This window comes from Calothrix anomala FACHB-343, from assembly GCF_014696435.1.
Lineage (GTDB): Bacteria > Cyanobacteriota > Cyanobacteriia > Cyanobacteriales > Nostocaceae > Aulosira > Aulosira anomala_A.
In genome coordinates this window covers 12,777-34,831 of record NZ_JACJQG010000043.1, presented here as the reverse complement: position 1 = coordinate 34,831, position 22,055 = coordinate 12,777, and the positions used below count along the sequence as shown (strand labels likewise).

Sequence of the window (22,055 nt, the reverse complement as noted above, 5' to 3'; positions counted from 1 at the left end):
ATTTGTTAGTTATTATTTCTCCGCATCCCTAATTTCTACTCACTCGACATCTTTAATGCGGGTTTTGCGCTCTAAAATTTCTTTTAATACCAGGGTAACGACTGCTAGCAGCGCTAACAATACAGCAGCAGAGAAGGCGGCTTCGGTTTCATACTGTTTGTAAGCATCTTCAACAAACAGTGGTAAACTTTGGGTTTTATCGGCAATATTGCCAGATACAACGGAAACTGCGCCAAATTCACCCATTGCTCTCGCATTGGTTAAAATTAAGCCGTAGAGTAAACCCCAGCGAATACTGGGTAGGGTGACGCGCCAAAAAGTTTGCCATTCATTTGCGCCAAGTGTTCTGGCTGCTTCTTCTTGATCCTTACCAAATTCTTCTAAGACAGGAATGACTTCTCTGGCGACAAAGGGCATACTAACGAAGGCTGTAGCCAGTACCATTCCCGGAAAGGCGAAAATAATTTGGATATCATTTGCTTGTAGCCAAGGCCCAAACCAGCCATTTCGCCCGTAGAGGAGGACAATCATCAATCCGGCGACTACGGGGGAGATGGAGAAGGGAAGGTCAATAATACTTAAGACTACAGCTTTACCAGGGAAATTATGACGCGCGATCGCCCAAGCTGCACAAAGTCCAAAAACTGCATTGATGGGGACAGATATCAGCGCTAGTAATAATGTCAGCCAAGCTGCATGGAGAAACGCCGGTTTGGCTAAGTTGGCGAAGAAAGGGCCTACACCTTTAGCGAAAGCTTGGACAAATACATTGATTGCTGGGATATACTGCACCAAAGCTAAATAAGCGATCGCGATCGCAATTAATAGTGTCGGTACCCAACTTTTAGTTTGTTTCGGCTTGATTGTACTTTTCTCTGACTTAGAGGAGTGAAGACTTGGCTCATTTACTGTCATATCTTCTTGACCAGGCTTGTAAGAAATTAATCGCTAGCAGTAGCACTAAAGAAATTGCTAATAACACTACACCAATTACAGTTGCACCAGAATAGTCATACTGTTCTAGGCGTTGGAAAATTAATACAGGTGCAATTAAATCTTGGAAAGGTGTATTAGACGAGATAATGACGGTAGAGCCATATTCCCCAACTGCACGGGAAAAACCCAATGCTACACCAGTTAAAATTGTCGGGAATAAAGGCGGTAAAATCACTTTCCAAAAAGTCTGCCATTGAGAAGCACCTAAAGACCAAGCGGCTTCTTCTGTTTCATGTTCCATTTCTTGCAGTACAGGTTGCACTGTGCGCACCACAAACGGAAGGGAAATAAAAATCATCGCTACCCAAACACCCAAACGGGTAAAAGATACCTTAATTCCCAAGGGTGCTAATAGCGAACCAATCCAGCCATTATTACTGTACACCGTTGCCAGTGTTAAACCTGCTACTGATGTAGGTAAGGCAAATGGTAAATCTACGGTAGCGTCAATAATCCGCTTGAGGGGGAAATCATAGCGCACCAACACCCAAGCAATGAGTGTACCAAATACGCCATTGAGCAAAGCAGCAGATAGTGAAGTAACGAATGTGACATTGTATGTTGCTAAAGCAATATCGCTAGTAGCGATCGCCCAAAATTTCGCTGGCGGTTCCGTACTCGCTTTGAGAAACATCGCCGCGATAGGGATGAACAACATCAATGTCAGATATACCAAAGTAATGCGCCAAGTCCAGGGAATCCGACCCAATTTTTCGAGGAATTCCTTCCAAACGGGAGTTTTACTGTCAGCTTCTACAGAAGGGGATAGAGTCATAGTTAAGAGTCAAAAGTCAAAAGTCAAAAGTCAACAGTCAACAGTCAACAGTCAACCACTGACCATTGACCATTGACTAATTATCTATTTCTTTGCGGCTTGAATCTTATCGAAAATTCCGCCATCAGCGAAAAATTTCTTATCGATTTCTCCCCAACCACCAAAGTCTTGGACTGTACCTAAAGTTTTGACTGTGGGGAATTTATCGGCAATTTCTTTAGTGTTGGCTACTGTCTCATCTACAGGACGGAATCCCAATTTGGCAAACTCTTGTTGTGCTTCGGGAGTATACAGGTATTTTACAAAAGCTTCTGCAACTTCACGATTACCGTGTTTATCAACGTTTTTATCTACTACGGCGATGGGATTATCAATAGAGATATTCACATCAGGAATTATAGATGTGACTTTCTCACCCTTTTGTGATGCTAAAATAATTTCGTTTTCGTAATTGATTAAAACATCACCTTGACCTTGTTTAAAGAAAGCATCCGTAGCTTCACGAGCATCTCTAGCTAGAATAGGCACATTATTATAAACCTTCGTCACATAATCAAGTGCTTTAGCCTCATCTCCACCTGTTTTAATCACAGAATTCCACAGTGCCAAGAAATTCCAACGTGCTACCCCTGAGGTTTTGGGATCTGCGGTAATGAGTTTGACATCGTCTTTTGCTAAATCAGCCCAAGTTTTAATCCCTTTAGGATTATCTGGACGAGTTACTAATGCAGCTACTGATTTAGAGACAATGGCATTATTGGGGGCTTCTTTTTCCCATCCAGGTTCAATTAGTCCAGCCTTTTGAATTTTTTCTGTATCTCCAGCCAAGGCTAAATGAACAATGTCTGCTTCTAAACCATCAATTACAGCACGAGTTTGCGAACCAGAACCGCCATAGCTTTGTTTAAAGCTAACAGTTTGGTTGTGTTCTTGTTTCCATTTTTCAACAAATTTAGGAATAATAGCTTCGTGAGCTGCTTTGGTAACAGCAAAAGATACAAGCGTTAATTCTACATTTTGTTTATTGGCTGCAACAGGGCTAGCTGCTGGGTTTTCACTTGCAGAATTACCGCTATTTCCACCACCACAAGCAGCAAGGGTGACACTCAAGAATGTCCCCACCAAAAACATTGATACAAAGCCTTTGAGGGAATTTAACCTAAAGGGAGTGATAATTCGTTTAATACTCAGTTGCGATCGCTTTAGCTGGCGTGGCCACAGACTCATGACACATTCTCCTCTATAATTAGTATCTACGGTTATTCTCTAGAAATACCGTATACGCAGATGGTATATAAGATAATGGCAGGTATTCCCGATAAAAAGCAAGAGGAAAAACTACATATTCCTATCGGGAATATGGTGATTTTACCAGTTTCATTGGCAACTTCACTACAAAGAGTCAACTCGATCTGCCTTGCGAGGATACAGATTACATCTGTGAACATGAGGCGAGAAATCTCCAAGCAAAGACGCGCAAAGGATTGGCGACAAATTAATGAAATGCTGTACTCAGCAATTGTCACTTTCTCCAGTTATCTAGAATTGCATCGTTCTACTTATAACTTTTAACTCTCGGTAAAAGAAATTTTCTTGTGTTTCTTGTGCCCATTTTTTGTATCTGTCTTTGGTAGGCTGTAATCTTAAACTACTTTTATCTGAACCGACCCGTATATCTGCTAATTTGATAGAATCCTTGCTACTCTTATGTTTTTGAGTGCATAGTAAATTTCTAGTAAAAATACCAATTTAATAAATGAAGCTTACTAGAATAGTTGATTTGACATCGTTTGATGACAGCAGGAATGGGGTTGTTGAAATGGTCGAGCCATACAGCCAAACGCAGCAGACGCAGCAAGTTGTCTACCGCATTTTAGATGCTAATTTAGATCGCGCTCGTGAGGGTTTGCGAATTATTGAAGAATGGTGTCGCTTTGGGTTAAACAATTCTCAGTTTACCAACGAATGCAAGCGTCTGCGACAAGAGATAGCCCATTGGCATACGGCGGAACTCCGGGCGGCGCGGGATACTCCCGGTGACGCTGGAACTGAGTTAAGCCATCCCCAAGAGGAACAACGTACTAGTATCAAAGCTTTATTGCAAGCTAACTTTTGTCGCGTGCAAGAAGCAATGCGGGTGCTGGAAGAATACGGTAAACTGCATCATCCCCAGATGGGTAAAACTTTTAAGCAGATGCGGTATCAAATGTATACCCTAGAAAGTAATTTATTAGGTCATCAACGCCATCAACTGCTGTGGCGATCGCATTTGTATTTAGTTACCTCACCATCAGAAAATTTATTGACAACGGTGGAAGCTGCACTCAAAGGTGGATTGACTTTGTTACAATACCGTGACAAAACTGCCGATGATACTATTCGTCTCGAACAAGCGAAAAAACTGCGACAGTTATGTCACCTCTACGGCGCTCTGTTTATTATCAATGACCGTGTAGACTTAGCTTTAGCTGTAGATGCCGATGGGGTGCATCTAGGACAGCAAGATATGCCTATTGATCTGGCGAGACAGTTACTTGGTTCCCAGAGGATTATTGGTCGTTCTACCACAAATTTGGAAGAAATGCAAAGGGCAATTGCAGAAGGTGCTGATTATATTGGTGTGGGGCCAGTATATGAAACACCAACAAAAGCAGGTAAACCGGCGGCTGGCTTAGAATATGTCAGCTATGCGGCTAGAAACTGCTCGATTCCCTGGTTTGCGATTGGCGGCATAGATGCAAATAATATCAATGATGTAATTGATGCAGGTGCAGAACGTGTAGCTGTAGTGCGATCGCTCATGCAAGCAGAACAACCTACCCTGGTGGCGCAATATTTGCTTTCCCAGTTACATCGGATACAACCAGAACCTTGAATAATTCAAAATTCAAAATTCAAAATGTCTGAGTAGTAGTCTTTGCTACTCAGAATTTTTTCTACTTGCTGATGAATTTGTGAAAGCTGATGTCGAATGAAATTACACTCCAAGTCAATGGAGAAAACCACAGATGTTCATCCCAAACGCCGTTACCCGAACTCCTGCAACAACTAGGCTTTAATCCGCGTTTGGTAGCAGTCGAATATAACGGTGAGATTTTACACCGCCAGTTTTGGACAGAAACAAAAGTACAACCAGGCGATCGCTTGGAAGTTGTCACAATTGTCGGTGGGGGCTGAAGAGAGAGGCGATGAATCATTAATCGAGATCACAGACGCGATGAATCATCCATCGAGATCACAGACGCGATGAATCATCCATCGAGATCACAGACGCGATGAATCATCCATCGAGATCACAGACGCGATGAATCGCGTCTCTACAATTCCTCCAACCTGTATAATGAACGGTGAAAGGTCTTACGCTGGGCTAGTTCTTTACCTTTACGACCAAGTTTTTCTCGTAGTGCTTGGTCTTGGCATAAGCGAGTGAAGGCTTGAAATACTTCATAGCCAGATTTGGGGTTAACTAAGATACCGTTTTCTTCATGGTGAATGGTATCGATGACGCTACCTAAACGAGAGGCGATTACAGGTTTGCCAAAGTAACTCGCCTCTAGGTAGACAATACCAAAACCTTCTATATTCCTAGTTTGAGTATCCAAGAGATTGAGCATGGCAAATATATCACAGGCGGCATAATAACCAGCCAATTCGCGATCGCTCACATCTGCTGCAAAATGTACTCTTTGATCTACTCGTAAGCGTTGGGCGAGAGATTTCAGTTCTGCTTCACAAGGGCCTTGACCGCAGATTATATAATGTACATCTACCCCAATAGTCAGCAGCAGGGGTAAGTTATCAATCACGCGGTTAAAGCTTTTATTTTTGACTAGCTGTCCCACCGATAAAATAACTATTGCTGTCTCCGGAATGTTGTACATTTGGCGGACATCTGCGCGTAACTCACTCAAGTTACTAGGATTTGCGAGTTGAGTAAATTTTTCTGCTCTCACGCTGGGGTTAATAACGTGGGTAGGGGTTTTGAGTCGCAGCTTTGTACTTAAGTAATCTTTCGTAAACGAACTATTACAAACGATACCTTCAGCCCGTTTGAGAGTTAATTTAAAGAGCGATCGCCATAAAGGATTGCGTAAGCCACAAACAATATCATTACCGTGAAGATAGATAAAAAAGCGAATTGGCAAGAAATAGCTTAACAGTAAAAGCGATGGAAATTCATAGCCGTGACCCCATTCAATGTAGCGATAGTGATAGCGAAAATATAGCTTGATGGCTAATACAAATGAATATATAAGGTTAAATAAAGGATGTAAAAAACTCCAATTTCTCGGACTTGGCCAGCGATATATAGGGAATTTTTGTGTTTGGTCAAATACTTTATCGCCTGAACAACTGGCAGCTAGAACTATTACCCGTTCTGGATCTTGCAGGCAACGACTATAAATATATTCGCTCAGTACAGTCTCTTTTGGCAAGAAACTGCGAGATATTACCAGAATATCGGGCAGTGCAGTTGTTTCTCTAACATTTGCCCCAAGTTGTGAAATATGTTCCATAATAGATTTTCTGACTATACTGCTAATAAATGTTAAGTTTTGAGATGATTCATTTTCGTTAATGAATCAAAGTCAATTTTCTGCTGTTCTTGAGTTTAGTCATTTCAAATTCTCCACAATTTGTTAGAGACAAGTAGTAACTTTGCTATTTAGGGAAATTGCCTAAAAAACTCAGGGACTTCTGTAGTTACTAGTAATCTAGACATCTGCCACCGAGAGACAGTCAAACTGGATTTTGAATCAAAATTTGTTTCTGTAATTTCCAGAATAAATTTATCAGAACTGTATATAATTTTCTCCGGTTTTGTCATCAGCGCCAACAGCTAACCTACAGAACCCTGTAATTTTAAGATTTTTTTATCGTTTGATGTAAGTATCAGTATTTATCTTCAAAATTTTAATAAGATTTATACCGATGTTTGACGTTTTGTAATACATAGGCTGTAGCAACATCATTCTCAATCCTTGTTTTAGCGATTGGAGTATAAAAATTTCAGCCAGAGTTGAAAACAGTATTTGGCAAAATTTCGGTTTAAATATTGTTAATTTATATTTCTAGGCAATTTCTCACCACAGAAATTTGTCTACCTGATTAACAAGCATAAAAATTTAGTACTGCCGGCTAAATCAATTGTTCATAGACGACTGTGGTCATTGCTAAAGAGAGTTTCTATCCTTAGCCTATCCTGAAAAACTGGAAAATATTGCCAAAATGCCAAAATGGGGCATTGGGCATTGGGCACAGACGCGATGAATCGCGTCTCTACAATTGTCTTCCTTCCTAGCCCCTAGCCCCTAGCCCCTAATGATTAATTGATCCCAAAATTCCGGCGATCGCGAAAAGATTTAAGGTACGGTAATCTACTCAAGAAATCCCCCCTAAGCGTGCTGTCTAGGCCAAATCAGACGCGGTACATTAAATATGTAGCCGACTCAGATATCAGTCACAGAGAGCTACTGCTAATCAAAAATTCGCTTGCTTGCTACGGGAGCAGCGTTAGTGACCAAGCATGACTCTCAAGCACAGCTTTGGGAGAAATCATCACCAATAATGTTTTTCAAGTGACTGTATTATGCATCAAAAACTAAAACTAGCCATTAAACCACTGTTAAAAACTGTCTTTATCCTCAGCCTGGTGTTAACTTTAGCACTTGGTCACGCTGATAACGCATTAGCGGCTCGTAGCGGCGGACGCATCGGTGGTGGTTCCTTTAGAGTACCTTCTAGTCGCACTTACACGCCTCGCACTTACGCACCTCCTGGTGGTGGATATTATCCCGGTGGTGGTGGCTTTGGATTTCCTTTCCTGATTCCTTTTTGGGGAATTGGTGGCGGATTTGGCGGTTTGTTTAGCATCTTAATCTTTATTGCGATCGCTAATTTCTTATTCCAAACCTTCCGCCGTGTTACCGGTGGCGAAACTGTCACCGAAGAAGGTTATAGCAGCAACCCCAATGTATCTGTCACTCGTTTACAAGTGGGTTTATTAGCTCAAGCGCGCGATTTACAGCCAGAATTAGATCGCATCGCCGAAACTGCTGATACCAACTCCCCACAGGGAAGAGCAGAAATTTTACAAGAAACCAGCCTCGCTTTGCTGCGCCATCCTGAATATTGGGTATATGTCGGTGGTGGTACACAGCAAGCTAAATTAAATTCTGCTGAAGCTCAATTTAACCGTCTCTCTTTGGCGGAACGCAGCAAATTTAGCGAAGAAACCCTATCTAACGTTAATAACCAACTTAAAGCTGCACTGGCGAAAGAAGCGCTACCTGGTAGCTCAAATCCAGAAAATCCTACCGATTTAATTACCTCTGGCCCTGGTGAATATATTATCGTTACCTTGCTGGTGGCGACTCTCGGTAAGTATGGAATTCCCGCACTCAACAGTACTGAGGATTTGCGTCAAGCTTTACGTCAAATCGGCGGTATTCCTAGCGAGCAAATTCTCGCCATCGAAGTACTTTGGACTCCCCAAGCTGAAGGCGATACTCTCACTTCTGATGATTTATTGGCTGAGTATCCCGACTTGAAGCTGGTTTAATTATCAAGTTGCGATAAAAATATAAAAACCGCTCGCCTTACAGCAAGCGGTTTTTAGTTTCCGTATAACATGCTTAACATATTTGGTTCCGTATCGCCAGGATTATAGCAAGCTTGGTTTATAGTGTCAAATATTTTTTTAGGGTCATTTGTCAGAGACGCGATTCATCGCGTCTGTACAATTGTCATTTGTCATACCGATTTAAAAAAGGAATGCGACTGTAGGGGAATGGCAATGCCTATTGGTGTCAAGTTAACGTGAAACCCTTATCTGGACTTGATTTTGCATCAAATCGTTTACCATCAAGATCCGCGTTACCCCACCCCAGTTTTGTCTAAAGCCAAAACTTCCCCTCCCCGTTTACGGGGAGGGGTTAGGGGAGGGGTAAAAGGCTTGTGGGGTAAGCGTTTGGACTTAAGTTGACATGTATGGGCATTGCCATGCCCTATAAAATATATTGATGTGCCGCAAAAATTATTGAAATTGGTATCATTTGTCAACTGTCAACCGTCAACTGTCATCGGTCAACCATCAACACTATTCTTCAGCTAGTTTACAAATTTAGAGAATTGCCCGATCATAACCACATTAGCAAAATGTGCCCAAAAACACTGTTTTTTTCACAAAAACAATGCAGACAGCACAATTTGAGTCGTGAATTTTCTAAACAATCACCATGAGTAGAGTTTCTACGATAAAAAAACAGCTATCGAATTGCGTCCCCATACTTAATGATTGCAGTTCGCAAACCCTGCTCAAGTATTTTGAAAATGCTTGGGAACTTGAGGAAAAATTAATGAAATCTCTGGTGAGTGATGACATTTTTTACCTCAGTCCCGATCCTTTAAGAAACCGTCTGATTTTTTATCTTGGACACTCACCTGTTTTTTATATCAATAAATTAATCTGCGTTGGGTTACTGGAAAAGCGGATTAATGCACATTTTGAAGCTTTATTTGAGGTAGGAGTAGATCCAGAAACACCAGCAGAACTTGATGCGGCTATGCAACATATTAGCTGGCCGGAAGTCGCAAAAGTTTGGCAATATCGAGAACAGGCGAAAGATGCGATCGCGAATATGATTGCAAATACGCCTCTCAATCTCCCAATTCACCAACAGCACCCGTTTTGGGCGTTGTTGATGGGGATAGAACATAGCCGGGTTCACTTTGAAACCTCTTCGATGTTGCTGCGTCAATTACCTGTTGATTGTCTCCAACGTCCTTCAGATTGGGATTACGCACCTAGTAATGGAGATATTCCAGAGAATGAAATGCGCTTGATTCCTGGTGGTGTGGTGAAATTAGGAAAACCCCAAAATGATCATACTTTTGGTTGGGATAGCGAATATGGCGATCGCACTGTGGAAGTAAAACCATTTTTGGCGAGTAAGTACCTCATCAGCAATGGCGAATTTCTGGAGTTTGTCCAAGATGGGGGTTATGAAACTCCAGAATATTGGAATGATGAAGCTAGTAACTGGAAGCAACTCTACAACGTCCAGCACCCGAAATTTTGGCTACCTAGCGCCAATGGTTATCGCTATCGCACAGTATTTGAGGAAATTGACTTACCCTTAGATTGGCCTGTAGAAGTCAACTATTACGAAGCGATCGCATTTTGTCGGTGGAAAGGGGAAAATATTCGCTTGATGAGTGAAGCTGAATGGAATCAAGCTTTAATTTATTCGGAAAGCGATGGCAATTCAACTAATCATAATTTGAATTTACAATTCATCTCTCCTAATCCCGTCAATATGTTTCCACCAGCTAACAGTGCGGGAATTCATGACTTAAGGGGGAATGTTTGGGAATGGTTAAGCGATACTCTCAACCCTTTACCCGGATTTCAACCCCATCCCCTGTATCTCGATCAATCTGCACCTTTCTTTGATGGCAAACATCAGATGCTGCTTGGTGGTTCTTGGGCTACTAACGGTTCGATGGCGTTACCAACCTATCGTAACTGGTTCCGTCCTTACTTTTATCAGCACTCTGGTTTGAGAATTGCGCAAGATTTCTCAGCTTAAAATTTCTCAGTTTGTTCATGGCATTTACATATCCTGCCTTAAGCATTCTTTAATCAATTCATCCCAAAATTTTATAGCACCCCATAGCAAATAAAAGAGAAGAGAACATGGTAATAGATCCGTTATTAATTCTGGATAATCACTATCAAGATTTAAATAATGATGGTGAAGATATCATCCAAGGATTAAGCCAGACTCCCAAAACCTTACCTGCTAAATATTTCTACGACGATCGGGGTTCGCAATTATTTGAAGAAATTTGTCAGTTACCAGAATATTATCCCACCCGCACAGAAGCAGCAATTTTGAGTCAATATGCTGCGGAAATTGCCCAAAGTACAGGTAACTGCGAACTCGTAGAATTAGGTAGCGGTAGTTCAACAAAAACGCGCCTATTATTGGATGCTTATCGCCAAATATCAGATGATTGTCGTTATTTTCCCATTGATATTAGTGGCGGAATTCTCAAAAATAGCGTTCTAGAATTACAACAAGCATATCCAGAATTTTTTATTCAGGGATTGCTGGGAACTTACGAACAAGCTTTAGCTCATCTAGCTGCACATCCCTGGCGGCGATCGCGCCTGATTTTCTTCTTAGGAAGTTCTCTAGGAAATTTTACACCGCAAGAGTCTGAGCAGTTCTTTAAGCAAATTGCTGACGCTTTAAAACCAGGAGATTACTTTTTACTAGGTATTGATTTACAAAAACCCAAAAACATTTTAGAAGCCGCTTATAACGACAGCCAAGGAGTAACAGCAGCTTTTAATTTGAATATGCTTTCGCATTTAAATTGGCGGTTTCAAGGTAATTTTGACTTGAATTTATTTCGACATCAAGCGATTTATAATGTAGCAGATACACAAATTGAAATGTATCTCCATTGTCAAGCAAGTCATGATGTTACCTTAGAAACTCTCAATTTAAATGTTGGGTTTGCGGCTGGTGAAAGCATTCTCACAGAAATTTCTCGCAAGTTTGATTTAGTTGATATGCAACAACAATTGACAGTTCAAGGAATGAAGACATTAAAAACTTGGACAGATCCCCAGCAATGGTTTGGCTTAATTCTTTGTCAAAGACAAGAAATAGCATTAACAATTCAAAATTCAAAATTCAAAATTCAAAATTAAAGACATTTTCAGACGGGGATTTAAACCCCGTCTGAAAATGATACTACGTATAGACGTAGGGGTCTTAAACCCTTTTATGTACGATAATCCGATGACTATTGACTATTGACTGTTGACTGTTGACTGTCAACAACCCTAGATGTAAGATTTCACAAATCCTCAACCCATTCTATATATTTAAGAGGGCATGGCATTGCCATGCCCCTACAATCTATCGCATTATTTTTTTGATTAATATTCACCAAACGCAGATATGCTTGAGCGATCGCTGCTAATGCTCAGATTTTCTGCGCCAACGCTTAAATGTATTTATAAATACAATTTATGCGCTGTTTTTGCTCTTAAATACAAAATATAACTTTAAAAAACCTATATCTTTAGTATGAAAAGCTGTCTACCTAAAGACATAAAAAGTTGCGATAAAATTAATTTCATCTTATAAATGGATAATTTATTCCCCGACAAGCAATAGTTTGTCTGAATATAGTGGATTTACTGAGGGTATATGTGCAATTTACATTGGGGAATTACTTAGCAAAGTTGGCTGACGACGCATGAATCCACCTTTTTCCTCAACAAGAGAATCGCTTCAACTGGAAAACTAAATGAAATACTGGATTGGGAAATTATTCATCTGTGTCTTGTTAATTTATAGCTGGTTAATAGGAACTAATTCCGCAGTCGCCAACCAACTTGCAAATATTGATATGTCCCAGCTGCCTACACATCCGGTATGGGAAAATATGTTTATTGACAATAGAAAGGAAGATTTGCGACTATTTCGGGAGATAGTTAGGGGAACTGAGAAATTACCGGGACTTTTTACCCTCTATCGTCATCATGAAGATGGCAGTATTTATTTAGAATTGACACCAGAACAACTTAATAAAAATTACTTAGCGACAGTAACATTAGAATCGGGATTGGGGGAGAGTGGAATTTATAGCGGATTACCCCTGTCCGATTTTCTGTTTTATTTTCGGCGCGTCAATAATAATTTGCACTTTGTCATCCGCAATGTGAAATTCCGGACAGATCCAGGCGAACCAGAACAGCGATCGCTTGCTCGTTCTTTTAGCGATTCAGTTCTCTATGCTATAGAAATAGATACTATCAATCCCCATAGTAAAAATATCTTGATTCGGCTGGATCGTTTACTGATGCAGGATTTACCCGGTTTAACACCCCTATTAAAATACTCTCTACAAGCAGATTATCGTTTAGAACTAAGTAAGTCTTATTTTGATGATGTTAAAAGCTTCCCCGAAAATCTAGAAATAGATTCTATTTACGGATTTTACTCATATGACGGGTCAAATTTAGTTACCTTACCTGATAGTCGGGCACTTTCGTTAAAAGTCCACTATAGCTTTTCTCAACTACAAGAACATAACGGTTATATCCCCAGAATTGCGGATGACAGAGTGGGATATTTTATTACAGCATTCCAAGATTTTTCTAGCGATCGCCATTCAGAACCATTTGTACGTTACATCAATCGTTGGCATCTAGAACCAACCGATCCAACTGCACCTTTATCGCCACCCAAACAGCCGATTGTATTTTGGATTGAAAACGCCGTACCATTAGAATACCGCGACGCCATTCGTGAAGGCGCGCTGATGTGGAATAAAGCCTTTGCTAAAGCGGGATTTAGCAATGCTATTGAAGTACGACAAATGCCAGATGATGCTGATTGGCACCCCGCAGATGTGCGTTACAATACTATTCGCTGGTTCAATTCCCTCGATGCAGGTTTCGCTAAAGGGCCGATGCGCGTTAACCCCTTCACCGGGGAAATATTAGATGCAGATATTATTGTTGATGCAGGTATGGTACGTTCCATTCAACAAGAATATCTCACCTTAATGGATGGAAATGCTAGTCAAAACCCATGTGGAGATATAGGGGAGAAGGCAGGAGGAAAGAATGCTATAATTATGCCTCCTTCCGAAATCTGCTATGGCAAGGATTCTCTAGATCAAGCAGCTATGGGGGCGTTGGCGTTATCGCTGTTGCAAAATAATACACCCAATAGCGAAGCGATGAAAGAATATGTACATCAATACTTGCGTTCTGTCATTGCCCATGAAGTTGGACATACTCTGGGTTTACGCCATAATTTTCATGGCAGCACCATGTTAGCACCCCAGGAATTAAATAACACAGAAATTACCCACACCAAGGGTTTAGTCGGTTCGGTGATGGATTATTTACCCGTCAACATCGCTCCCCAAGGAGAACAGCAAGGAGATTATTTTCCTGGGGTTGTCGGGCCTTATGATGAATGGGCTATAGAATATGGTTATAAAAGAAGCCCGCAACCAGAAGCAGAAAAAAGCTTTTTAGAACAGATAGCTTTAGCATCGCCCCAGCCAGAATTATCTTACGCCACTGACGAAGATATTTGGGATATCAACCCCCTAGCAAATCTCTGGGATATGAGCAGCGATGTATTAATGTATTCTCAATGGCAAATGGATAATGCTCGCTTAATGTGGGAACGCTTGGATCGGCGTTATCTCCCCAAAGGAGAAAGCTATAGCAATTTGCGCGTTTTATTTAATCGAGTCTTCAGATACTATTTTCGCAACGCTACTTTAGTTTCTCAATATATTGGCGGACAATCCTTCCGCCGGGTTCACGCTGGAAATGATACATCTTGGGCTTTTGTCCCAGTTTCCCTAGAAAAACAGCGTCAAGCATTGACAAATTTACAAGATTATGTGTTTGCGGCAGATGCTTTGAAGTTTTCACCCCAATTATTAAACCAGCTAGCACCGTCACGTTGGCAACATTGGGGTAATCCCATCCCTAACGATCGCTTAGATTATCCCCTACACGATCGCATTTTTCGCTTCCAAAGTCGAATATTGCGATCGCTATTGAGCAGCGATCGCTTGAATCGCCTACAAGATATAGAATTAAAAACACCACCAGGAGAAGCTTTAACCATCCCCGAACTGTTTGACACCTTACAAAAAGGTATTTGGACAGAAATTTTCACACCAGACAAAGCACAGCCAATTTCCAGTATTCGCCGTTCCTTACAACGGGAACACCTGAATATTTTGCTAGAAATGATGTTACAACATACTCACGCCACTGAAGATGGTAGAACATTGGCTTGGTATGAATTGCGTCAACTGCAAACAGCCATTGACAAGCAACTCCAGCAAAAGAGCGAAAACCTGGATATTTCCACAGTAGCGCACTTGGAACTTTCACGCGATCGCATCAATAAAGCCTTCAACGCACAATTACTATCTAATTAAGTTAGTCATTGGTCAATAGTTAAGAAATTCTCAACTATTGACTATTGACTATTGACTATTGACTATTGACTATTGACTCATAACTATATTGTCAATCTTTGTTGCAAGTTGCCATTAGTTTATGAAAATCTCGCTAACTTGTATATAACTCTGTACTGAAATTAAATCGGGGGAGTTATTAGCCATGACAGGAATAATTCTAGTTTCGATTTTCTTATTACTTTGGCTGGTTGGTTTTACACTTTTAGCGGAAGCTTGGTTTTTTGAAGAAGAACAACAATAAACTCGTAATGTTTAGACAAGCTAGTAGTATTCTAGATGTAGGTTGGGTTGAGGCTTTGCGAAACCCAACATCTGCTTAACAATTCAAAACTCAAAACTTGTACTGAAGCTCACTCGAAGTATTTGCGCGTGAAAGACATTTTCAATTGGAGATTTAAACCTCCACTGAAAATCTACTACTTGTAGACGAAGGGGTCTTAGGTAACTCCAAAAAATACAGCACATTGTCATCTGGTGATGTACAGATGATTGTTGATTGTAGGGGCACTGGCACTGCCATGCCCCCAAGCGCGTACCTCATTTACCTGAAATATGCTGTAAATTATGCCAAATTGTAGGGGCGGGGTAACCCCGCCCCTACGAGTTGCGGGTTTGGTAAGTTAATGATTGGAATATTTTTTATTTGGAAGTTCCTTATCCCTTGAATGTACGATAAATGTTGGGTTTCGTTCCTCAACCCAACCTACACCTTTTGATTAAAATATTCTCTAATTACCTGAATGTTTTTCTCAATTTCTCTTTGAGGATAGCGAGGATAGGTAGGTAAATACAATAGTTCTTGTTCAACTTTTTTTGAGTTGGGACAATCTCGATAAAACTCTTGATATTGAGGTGCATTAGCAGTACTAGTAAAATGACCAGCAGCTATATCTCGATGACGATTGTACATAAACCGCAACAATTCATCCCGACGAGAATATTGCACTGGAAACCACAGGTAAGTATGAGAGCCATCAGTTCGCAGAGGCGGTAAAATTAACTCATCAATATCTTTCAATCCTTCATAATAAATTAGGGCATTATCAATCCTCTTCTTAATATGACGATTGATATGTTTAAGCTGTGATAATCCCAGGCGAGCTTGAAATGTTGTGTACCGTGACTTATATACATCAGGTAAATGTGTTGCTGGTTGGCTTTCTTGGGGTTTTCTGCGAACTGCTTCGTTGACAACTTTAATCTGCTTCAGATAGCTATATCGAAGTATGGGGTAGGTAAATAGCTGAAAAATTCCAGGTAAGCTGGCAATATCTTGAATTAATCCTGACTTAACTTTACCTGTAATTCGCGGTAGTGGCGGATAGATAAAACTCTCAATTTCCGTGCGAAATTTTTCTACTAGATCTGTGCGGTTGGTAATTACTGCGCCTCCCAGCCAGGTAGTTAAATTCTTATGCATTTCAAAGCTGAAGACACCCACATCACCAATTGTGGCGACTGCTTTACCTTGTTCGTATGCACCGAAAGACTGAGCGCAATCTTCAATTATGGGGATGTGAAAGCGATCGCAAATTTCTTTAATTCGGTGCGCTTCAGCCGCAAGTCCATGTAAATGAGTAATTAATACTGCACCTGTATTCTGATTAATCAGCCGTTCTACTTCTCCAGGTGAGATATTGCAACTTTGGCGATCCACATCTGCAAATACCGGACGCCCTCCCGCAAAAATCACCATATTAACTACATCCGCGATTGTATAAGGAGACAAAATCACTTCTTGTCCCGGCTTAATTAAAGCTTTAACAGCAAGATATATCCCCACTCGACATTGATATACGCAAATAGCATGTTTAGCCCCAAACCGTTCGCATAGCGCCTTTTCAAATAACTCAATATCTTTTCTCTCTTGCTGAAATCGCCCCCCTAGAACATAACCCAAATACAACAGGTAACTGTTCAGATTGGTATACAAACGATTCTTAGGATGAGTCCCAAAATTTCGCATATTCTTATCTTTGCCTCTCAAACTTGAGTTATCAAAATTTGGCGATGCTTTCCATAGATTTGGTAGTTGTCAAACAAAATGCTGATATGATTTGTCACCAGTTTAATACAGGTAACCGGAAAATACTGTGGTTTTCTCTGCTTTTATTGATTTCTTCATCTAAACTTTATTTTTAATGCAGTAAAATTACTGAATATTAGTTATATTTAGTGACTTTAGTTAATAATATTTAGAATTAAGCTGCTTAGTATCCAGCAAAAATGCAGCTATATTAAATCTAACTTTAACGTTATTTTATATAAAGTCCAAATCAAGTAAGAGAAGAAGATGGTACCAGATTCAGAACATACCTTAAAAATTGCCCAGCAAGCATTTGTGCATTTTCAGCATGGTTTAGCAACTACCCAATGGCAAGGGTTTTTAGATATGCTGACTGAAGATTTTACCTTTTGGTTTCCCATCGGTAAATTTCAAGGTTGGAATCAGGGACAAGAGCGAGCTAAAGAGTTTTTTCAATATGTTTCTGCTGCTTTTAATCAAGGTATACAGTTAACTTCTTTAGACAGAATTACCAGTAACCAAACAACAGTTGTCTTTGAATTTAAAGATGAAGGGCTATTATTAGGACAACCTTATAAAAATCGGGTAGCTGTCTTTTTTGAAGTGCGTGGAGACAAGATTTGCACTTATCGGGAATATTTTGGTAGCGATGGTAAATCTTAGAGATTCTAAAATTGCTAGAGCCGCAACTTCTTCAAGAAGTCGCGGTTCTAAGTAGCCTGGCGATTTCACTTCATTCAGTTATGTATTAATTCCACATACTGATTGAATCTTGTGCATACAAGCAAAAATCATTGGTGTTAACGAAAATAAATTTCTCTTTTACATCATAGTGTGGCAACTTTATTTGACATTTGAGTTTAGTTTGTATCTTTGCTAGCTTCTTCCAAGCTGTATTAATTCTTTCAATGGTTTGTAATTCATTAATTTTCCCTGTATTGTATAATTTATAAATATAAGCCTGGTGTCGAAAAAAGGCTTGTAAATAAGCTTGAAAAACCGCATTATCTACATTAAATACATCAGCTTCGTAGATAGAAAATGCCAGAAAATTTTGTGATTCCATAAATGTTGTATCTCTACTTAATACTAGTTGGTGAAATGTGTTACTTTGGAAATTTCTTTTTATGAAGGTAATTTTAGGTATCAAGTCTCATCAACAGATAAATTTAGTTTTCATAAAACTAGTAAAGTCCGTGTATAAATAAACCACCAATGAGAAATGTCTAATACCATTTTGCATTCCATGAAAAGTCTCGCCAACAACTTACCAGAATCACCCATTTCCAAAAAGCATTGTGTCGCCTGACTATGGAATATGCTGACGTGGATTGTCACTTTATCAATAGATTTTAGTTTGGGAATTGTCTGGGAAATCTCGCTTATATAAATATATCTGTCGCCCTTCGCGTCAAATTGGTATAAAACCTTTTCTAATTAGGTAATTAGAAATTAAGCACAGCATTACTAGAAATCGCAATTAATACTGGTTGATAGCTTGAATTATACAACCAAAAATTCAGTTAATTCCAGCCTAAAATACATGCTACTTGGTCGGCTAATTTTAAGGGGTCAAAAGGTTTACTAATTACCCCGGCAATACCTAATTCGTCATATTGGTTATGCTTTGTAGGTTCGACTTTAGCAGTAATTAACATGACAGGAATAGCTTGAGTCAATGGATTTTTTTTCAGTTCTTGTAAGACGGTAAATCCATCTACATCGGGCATCATAACATCAAGCAAAATAGCATTCAGCTTTTCAGTTTGAGCTTTGATTAAACCTTCCTTACCAGATTCGGCTTTAAGTACTGTCCAATCTGCTAAGTTTTCCAGACAAGCTTGAATGACTGTGGCTAGAGATTTTTCATCATCTATCAAGAGAATACGCTTTTTGGACATAGAAAAGTTCCAATTTTGAGTATCTAAACACCATATACATTGTTTGTGATGTAGAAAGGAAGAACAATCGTCAGCCAAACTATTCCCTGATATCTGGAGTACGGTTCGGTTAATCAAATATATATTGTTGACGGGCAATAATTAAGCCAAATCTTCTACATCTTTATTAATTCTCTTGCCCAGTTTGACAATTTTTTATCCCAACCGTATTACTTGCTACCCTGTTTTCCAACTGTTTCCCAACTAACTTGAAGTTAATAGTAAAGAATAATTATGAGGAAAATCTGAAGATATTATTTAATTTATCAATTTTTCAGAGCGATCGCTAACAACTTAATCTCAAAGAATAGAGATGTGACTGTGACTTTTAGTTTATTTGGACTACATCATCAATCAAGCTTTACAATACTGAAGATCGACGTTTGAAGGCCAATAGCTAATTATCGTGCAACCAGTAGATTATACGACTCTCTCAGCTGCTTGTAGCGAACTCCGCGCTCACTGGCTACCATCCCGGATGGAACAGGTTTTTCAGCGCGATCGCTATACAATTTCCATAGCATTACGTACTCTCAAACAACGGGGTTGGCTAGAGATATCTTGGCATCCCCAAGCCGCACGCCTGTGCATTGGTAATCCCCCACCACGCACGCCGGATACTTTTACTTTTAGTCAACAACTCATACATCAGTTAGGTGGTTTGGCTTTAATCGCCATTGAAGCGATCGCACCTTGGGAACGTGTGGTAGATTTACAATTTGCCCGTCGTCCGGGAGAAAGCCCTTTATATCACGTTTACGTGGAAATTATGGGCAAATACAGCAATGTCATTCTTACCGATGCCAGTAACTTAATTATCACTGCCGCTCATCAAGTCAGTCAACAACAATCTAGCGTCCGTCCCATTCTCACCGGACAAGTTTACGAAACACCACCGAAACTCACAGGCCCGGTTCCCAGTATCAACGAATCGCTACAACGTTGGCAAGAGCGAGTGAGTTTAGTCCCCGGTGCGATTAAGCGTCAGTTACTCAAAAGTTATAGTGGTTTGAGTGCATCATTAGTAGATTCAATGGTGCGAGCGGCAAATTTAGCACCAGACGCCAATACTGATGAGTTAACTGTACAAGATTGGCAAGAATTATTTGCTAAATGGCAAGAATGGTTACAAGCTTTACAAGCGAAAAAATTTCACCCTGCTTGGACTGCGGATGGTTATACTGTCATGGGTTGGGGTGGAGTGGAACCAGCGAAGGATATCCAAGAGTTACTTAACCGTTATTATAGCGATCGCCTGAACGAGCAATTATTTGCGCAACTGCGCCATCAACTTAGTCAAAAGCTGAGTAATATTTTAGCAAAATTACGCCTAAAAGCTAACACCTTTAGCGATCGCTTACAGCAATCGGATCGAGCTGATGAATATCGCCAAAAAGCCGATTTATTAATGGCGCATCTGCAAAACTGGGAACCAGGGATGAAAGAAATTATGCTCCCAGATTTTGAGACAGGTGCGCCAATTGCGATCGCTTTACAACCAGATAAAAATGCTGTACAAAATGCCCAAGGCTTATATAAGCAACATCAAAAGCTCAAACGGGCGCGGGCGGCTGTAGAACCCTTACTAGCAGAAGTAAATAGCGAAATTGAATATTTAGAACAAGTAGAAGACGCGATCGCCCAAATTGACAAATACCAGATAGCAGAAGACTTACAAGCCCTAGAAGAAATTCGCGACGAACTTATTGGACAAAAGTATCTTGAAGATCCAGAATACCGCGATCGCAGTAACAATGAAACCAAAAGCAATTTTCATCGTTATCGTACCCCCAATGGTTTTGAAATCTTAATCGGTCGTAATAATCGCCAAAATGACCAATTAACCTTTAGAGTAGCTGGGGATTATGATTTATGGTTTCACGCCCAAGAAATTCCTGGTAGTCATGTATTACTGCGCCTAGAACCCGGTGCTGTTGCTGAAGAAACTGATTTACAATTTACCGCTAACTTAGCCGCTTACTACAGCCGCGCTCGTCAAAGTGACCAAGTACCAGTAGTCTATACACAGCCCAAGTATGTCTACAAACCCAAAGGCGCGAAACCAGGAATTGCTATTTACAAACAAGAACGCATTCTTTGGGGTAAACCACAGAATGGTCAATAGTCAGTTGTCAGTTGTCAGTTGTCAGTTGTTCTCCTTATCCTCTCATTTTGATAAAAATGTACTAAATTCTGCTGATAGATAGAGGTAAGAAATTGAAGCGGGTATCTTTTTTTTGTAAATTTTTACGAAAAAACTGTGTTGACTGCTACAATATTGTTAAGAAAAGTTGCCCGTCATATTTTGGGAACGCGCAACTTGGTTTTAACTCTATTGAGAAGACAACGCGGAAAATATTTGTTAGACCAGCTGTGGGAGGCTGGTCATTTTTTTTGACTGATATTGAGCGATAATATTCACTTGCTACTAACGATACTATTCTTATTAGTTACTGTAGCGTCTGCTTACTGGAGTAGCTATCACAGACTATTGCTATAACTACCGCAATACAACAGATACCGAAAATAATCAACTTCCTACTAAGGCTTATTGCATCATCCACTATCAGTATTTTCCGCAAATTTTTTCTACTATCTCAGTTAAATTTACTAGATGATATATATCAAGTTTTGCTGAGAAGTTCTAGCCCTACTAGATTTTACTGAAATATTAGTTAAATGATAAATAAATGAATACAGTTTATTGTTTTATCTGCATATAAACACTGAATAAAATCAAATAGTTATACAAGGAAAAATCTTTTCCAATAAAAGCTTGATTTTATCTTTAGAGTCATTCCCAAAAAATATTTTTTTAGTTAAAAATATTGCTTTACTCTACACAATTCTTAGTTTTATATGCCATCCTATACATAAGAAACGGGCGAAATCAAGCTCTGTCTAAACTTTTTAATAGCAACAGACACATGAGGTGAGATGAAGCCTTGAGATTAAAAGATAAACAACGGTAATTTGGGGTAACAAAACAAACCCAGCCACAAAGGCTGGGTTTTACTTTAGGAAGCTCATGTTTATACTAAACTGCAATCTAAAACGTAACATTGAAACCTACACAAGAGCGAGGAAACCCATATGTGTTAACTTAAGCTAAAAATCGCCTCTGTCTTAGCTTTGTCGCCCGCCTGAGAATTAATTCTCAGGCTAATAGCCCAAGTCTACTGAAGTAGACTCAAGATTTTGAGAATATTTAGGAATCTGACGATGACTTTGGCTATTAGCAAGGAACTTCAGTTCCTTGCGGTAAATGGGTTTTGCG

16 protein-coding genes are annotated in these 22,055 nt (G+C 39.9%); 9 read left to right on the top strand and 7 right to left on the bottom strand.

The window, feature by feature from the left end:
* Nucleotides 1-39: 39 nt before the first annotated feature.
* The 3 genes from cysW to H6G08_RS22740 form a co-directional block, all read right to left on the bottom strand.
* The gene (gene cysW, locus H6G08_RS22750) at nt 40-915 is read right to left on the bottom strand and encodes a sulfate ABC transporter permease subunit CysW (protein WP_190547025.1); all 876 of its coding nucleotides are present in this window, start codon (nt 913-915) and stop codon (nt 40-42) included.
* On the bottom strand, nt 902-1,771 hold the full coding sequence (gene cysT, locus H6G08_RS22745; protein WP_190547023.1) for a sulfate ABC transporter permease subunit CysT: 870 nt from the start codon (nt 1,769-1,771) through the stop codon (nt 902-904). Before cysT ends, cysW begins: the two co-directional genes overlap by 14 nt.
* An 84-nt stretch (nt 1,772-1,855) precedes the next feature.
* The gene (locus tag H6G08_RS22740) at nt 1,856-2,998 is read right to left on the bottom strand and encodes a sulfate ABC transporter substrate-binding protein (RefSeq protein WP_190547020.1); all 1,143 of its coding nucleotides are present in this window, start codon (nt 2,996-2,998) and stop codon (nt 1,856-1,858) included.
* Between the two features lie 60 nt (nt 2,999-3,058).
* On the opposite strand from H6G08_RS22740, the gene H6G08_RS22735 reads away from it, so the two are divergent.
* The 3 genes from H6G08_RS22735 (at nt 3,059) to thiS (ending at nt 4,948) form a co-directional block, all read left to right on the top strand.
* Entirely contained in the window at nt 3,059-3,343 is a 285-nt protein-coding gene (locus H6G08_RS22735) for a hypothetical protein (RefSeq protein ID WP_190547018.1), read from the top strand.
* A 247-nt stretch (nt 3,344-3,590) separates the two neighbouring features.
* A complete protein-coding gene (locus tag H6G08_RS22730; RefSeq protein WP_190547016.1) occupies nt 3,591-4,646 on the top strand; it encodes a thiamine phosphate synthase in 1,056 nt (351 codons plus the stop codon).
* An 89-nt stretch (nt 4,647-4,735) separates the two neighbouring features.
* The gene (gene thiS / locus H6G08_RS22725) at nt 4,736-4,948 is read left to right on the top strand and encodes a sulfur carrier protein ThiS (RefSeq protein ID WP_190547014.1); all 213 of its coding nucleotides are present in this window, start codon (nt 4,736-4,738) and stop codon (nt 4,946-4,948) included.
* 140 nt (nt 4,949-5,088) lie between these two features.
* On the opposite strand, the gene H6G08_RS22720 is transcribed toward thiS, so the two are convergent.
* Nucleotides 5,089-6,288 carry a glycosyltransferase family 4 protein gene (locus H6G08_RS22720; RefSeq protein ID WP_190547013.1) on the bottom strand — a complete coding sequence of 400 codons (1,200 nt, stop codon included), beginning with the start codon at nt 6,286-6,288 and terminating at the stop codon, nt 5,089-5,091.
* Nucleotides 6,289-7,361: 1,073 nt separating this feature from the next.
* On the opposite strand from H6G08_RS22720, the gene H6G08_RS22715 reads away from it, so the two are divergent.
* The 4 genes from H6G08_RS22715 (at nt 7,362) to H6G08_RS22700 (ending at nt 14,770) form a co-directional block, all read left to right on the top strand.
* A complete protein-coding gene (locus H6G08_RS22715; RefSeq protein ID WP_190547011.1) occupies nt 7,362-8,333 on the top strand; it encodes a DUF1517 domain-containing protein in 972 nt (323 codons plus the stop codon).
* Between the two features lie 676 nt (nt 8,334-9,009).
* Nucleotides 9,010-10,362 (top strand): 5-histidylcysteine sulfoxide synthase, encoded by a 1,353-nt coding sequence (gene ovoA / locus H6G08_RS22710; RefSeq protein WP_190547008.1) that lies wholly within the window; start codon nt 9,010-9,012, stop codon nt 10,360-10,362.
* A gap of 107 nt (nt 10,363-10,469) precedes the next feature.
* Nucleotides 10,470-11,495, top strand: a complete 1,026-nt coding sequence (gene egtD, locus H6G08_RS22705) for an L-histidine N(alpha)-methyltransferase (RefSeq protein WP_190547006.1) — start codon at nt 10,470-10,472, stop codon at nt 11,493-11,495.
* A gap of 605 nt (nt 11,496-12,100) precedes the next feature.
* On the top strand, nt 12,101-14,770 hold the full coding sequence (locus H6G08_RS22700; RefSeq protein ID WP_190547004.1) for a zinc-dependent metalloprotease: 2,670 nt from the start codon (nt 12,101-12,103) through the stop codon (nt 14,768-14,770).
* A gap of 745 nt (nt 14,771-15,515) precedes the next feature.
* On the opposite strand, the gene H6G08_RS22695 is transcribed toward H6G08_RS22700, so the two are convergent.
* On the bottom strand, nt 15,516-16,778 hold the full coding sequence (locus tag H6G08_RS22695) for a DegT/DnrJ/EryC1/StrS family aminotransferase (RefSeq protein WP_190547002.1): 1,263 nt from the start codon (nt 16,776-16,778) through the stop codon (nt 15,516-15,518).
* 327 nt (nt 16,779-17,105) lie between these two features.
* On the opposite strand from H6G08_RS22695, the gene H6G08_RS22690 reads away from it, so the two are divergent.
* A complete protein-coding gene (locus H6G08_RS22690; protein WP_190547000.1) occupies nt 17,106-17,501 on the top strand; it encodes a nuclear transport factor 2 family protein in 396 nt (131 codons plus the stop codon).
* Between the two features lie 85 nt (nt 17,502-17,586).
* Here H6G08_RS22690 and H6G08_RS22685 read toward each other — a convergent pair whose 3' ends face one another.
* The gene (locus H6G08_RS22685; RefSeq protein WP_190546998.1) at nt 17,587-17,904 is read right to left on the bottom strand and encodes a DUF7219 family protein; all 318 of its coding nucleotides are present in this window, start codon (nt 17,902-17,904) and stop codon (nt 17,587-17,589) included.
* Nucleotides 17,905-18,361: 457 nt separating this feature from the next.
* Nucleotides 18,362-18,739, bottom strand: a complete 378-nt coding sequence (locus H6G08_RS22680) for a response regulator (protein WP_096646975.1) — start codon at nt 18,737-18,739, stop codon at nt 18,362-18,364.
* 445 nt (nt 18,740-19,184) lie between these two features.
* Here H6G08_RS22680 and H6G08_RS22675 point away from each other — a divergent pair, with 445 nt between their 5' ends.
* A complete protein-coding gene (locus H6G08_RS22675) occupies nt 19,185-20,903 on the top strand; it encodes an Rqc2 family fibronectin-binding protein (RefSeq protein WP_190546996.1) in 1,719 nt (572 codons plus the stop codon).
* Nucleotides 20,904-22,055: the final 1,152 nt, after the last annotated feature.

What these genes read in the sequence shown, in the direction of transcription:
- cysW (WP_190547025.1), bottom strand. Translation starts at nt 915, where the DNA reads ATGACAGTAAATGAGCCAAGTCTTCACTCCTCTAAGTCAGAGAAAAGT.
- cysT (WP_190547023.1), bottom strand. Translation starts at nt 1,771, where the DNA reads ATGACTCTATCCCCTTCTGTAGAAGCTGACAGTAAAACTCCCGTTTGG.
- H6G08_RS22740 (WP_190547020.1), bottom strand. Translation starts at nt 2,998, where the DNA reads ATGAGTCTGTGGCCACGCCAGCTAAAGCGATCGCAACTGAGTATTAAA.
- H6G08_RS22735 (WP_190547018.1), top strand. Translation starts at nt 3,059, where the DNA reads ATGGTATATAAGATAATGGCAGGTATTCCCGATAAAAAGCAAGAGGAA.
- H6G08_RS22730 (WP_190547016.1), top strand. Translation starts at nt 3,591, where the DNA reads ATGGTCGAGCCATACAGCCAAACGCAGCAGACGCAGCAAGTTGTCTAC.
- thiS (WP_190547014.1), top strand. Translation starts at nt 4,736, where the DNA reads ATGTCGAATGAAATTACACTCCAAGTCAATGGAGAAAACCACAGATGT.
- H6G08_RS22720 (WP_190547013.1), bottom strand. Translation starts at nt 6,288, where the DNA reads ATGGAACATATTTCACAACTTGGGGCAAATGTTAGAGAAACAACTGCA.
- H6G08_RS22715 (WP_190547011.1), top strand. Translation starts at nt 7,362, where the DNA reads ATGCATCAAAAACTAAAACTAGCCATTAAACCACTGTTAAAAACTGTC.
- ovoA (WP_190547008.1), top strand. Translation starts at nt 9,010, where the DNA reads ATGAGTAGAGTTTCTACGATAAAAAAACAGCTATCGAATTGCGTCCCC.
- egtD (WP_190547006.1), top strand. Translation starts at nt 10,470, where the DNA reads ATGGTAATAGATCCGTTATTAATTCTGGATAATCACTATCAAGATTTA.
- H6G08_RS22700 (WP_190547004.1), top strand. Translation starts at nt 12,101, where the DNA reads ATGAAATACTGGATTGGGAAATTATTCATCTGTGTCTTGTTAATTTAT.
- H6G08_RS22695 (WP_190547002.1), bottom strand. Translation starts at nt 16,778, where the DNA reads ATGCGAAATTTTGGGACTCATCCTAAGAATCGTTTGTATACCAATCTG.
- H6G08_RS22690 (WP_190547000.1), top strand. Translation starts at nt 17,106, where the DNA reads ATGGTACCAGATTCAGAACATACCTTAAAAATTGCCCAGCAAGCATTT.
- H6G08_RS22685 (WP_190546998.1), bottom strand. Translation starts at nt 17,904, where the DNA reads ATGGAATCACAAAATTTTCTGGCATTTTCTATCTACGAAGCTGATGTA.
- H6G08_RS22680 (WP_096646975.1), bottom strand. Translation starts at nt 18,739, where the DNA reads ATGTCCAAAAAGCGTATTCTCTTGATAGATGATGAAAAATCTCTAGCC.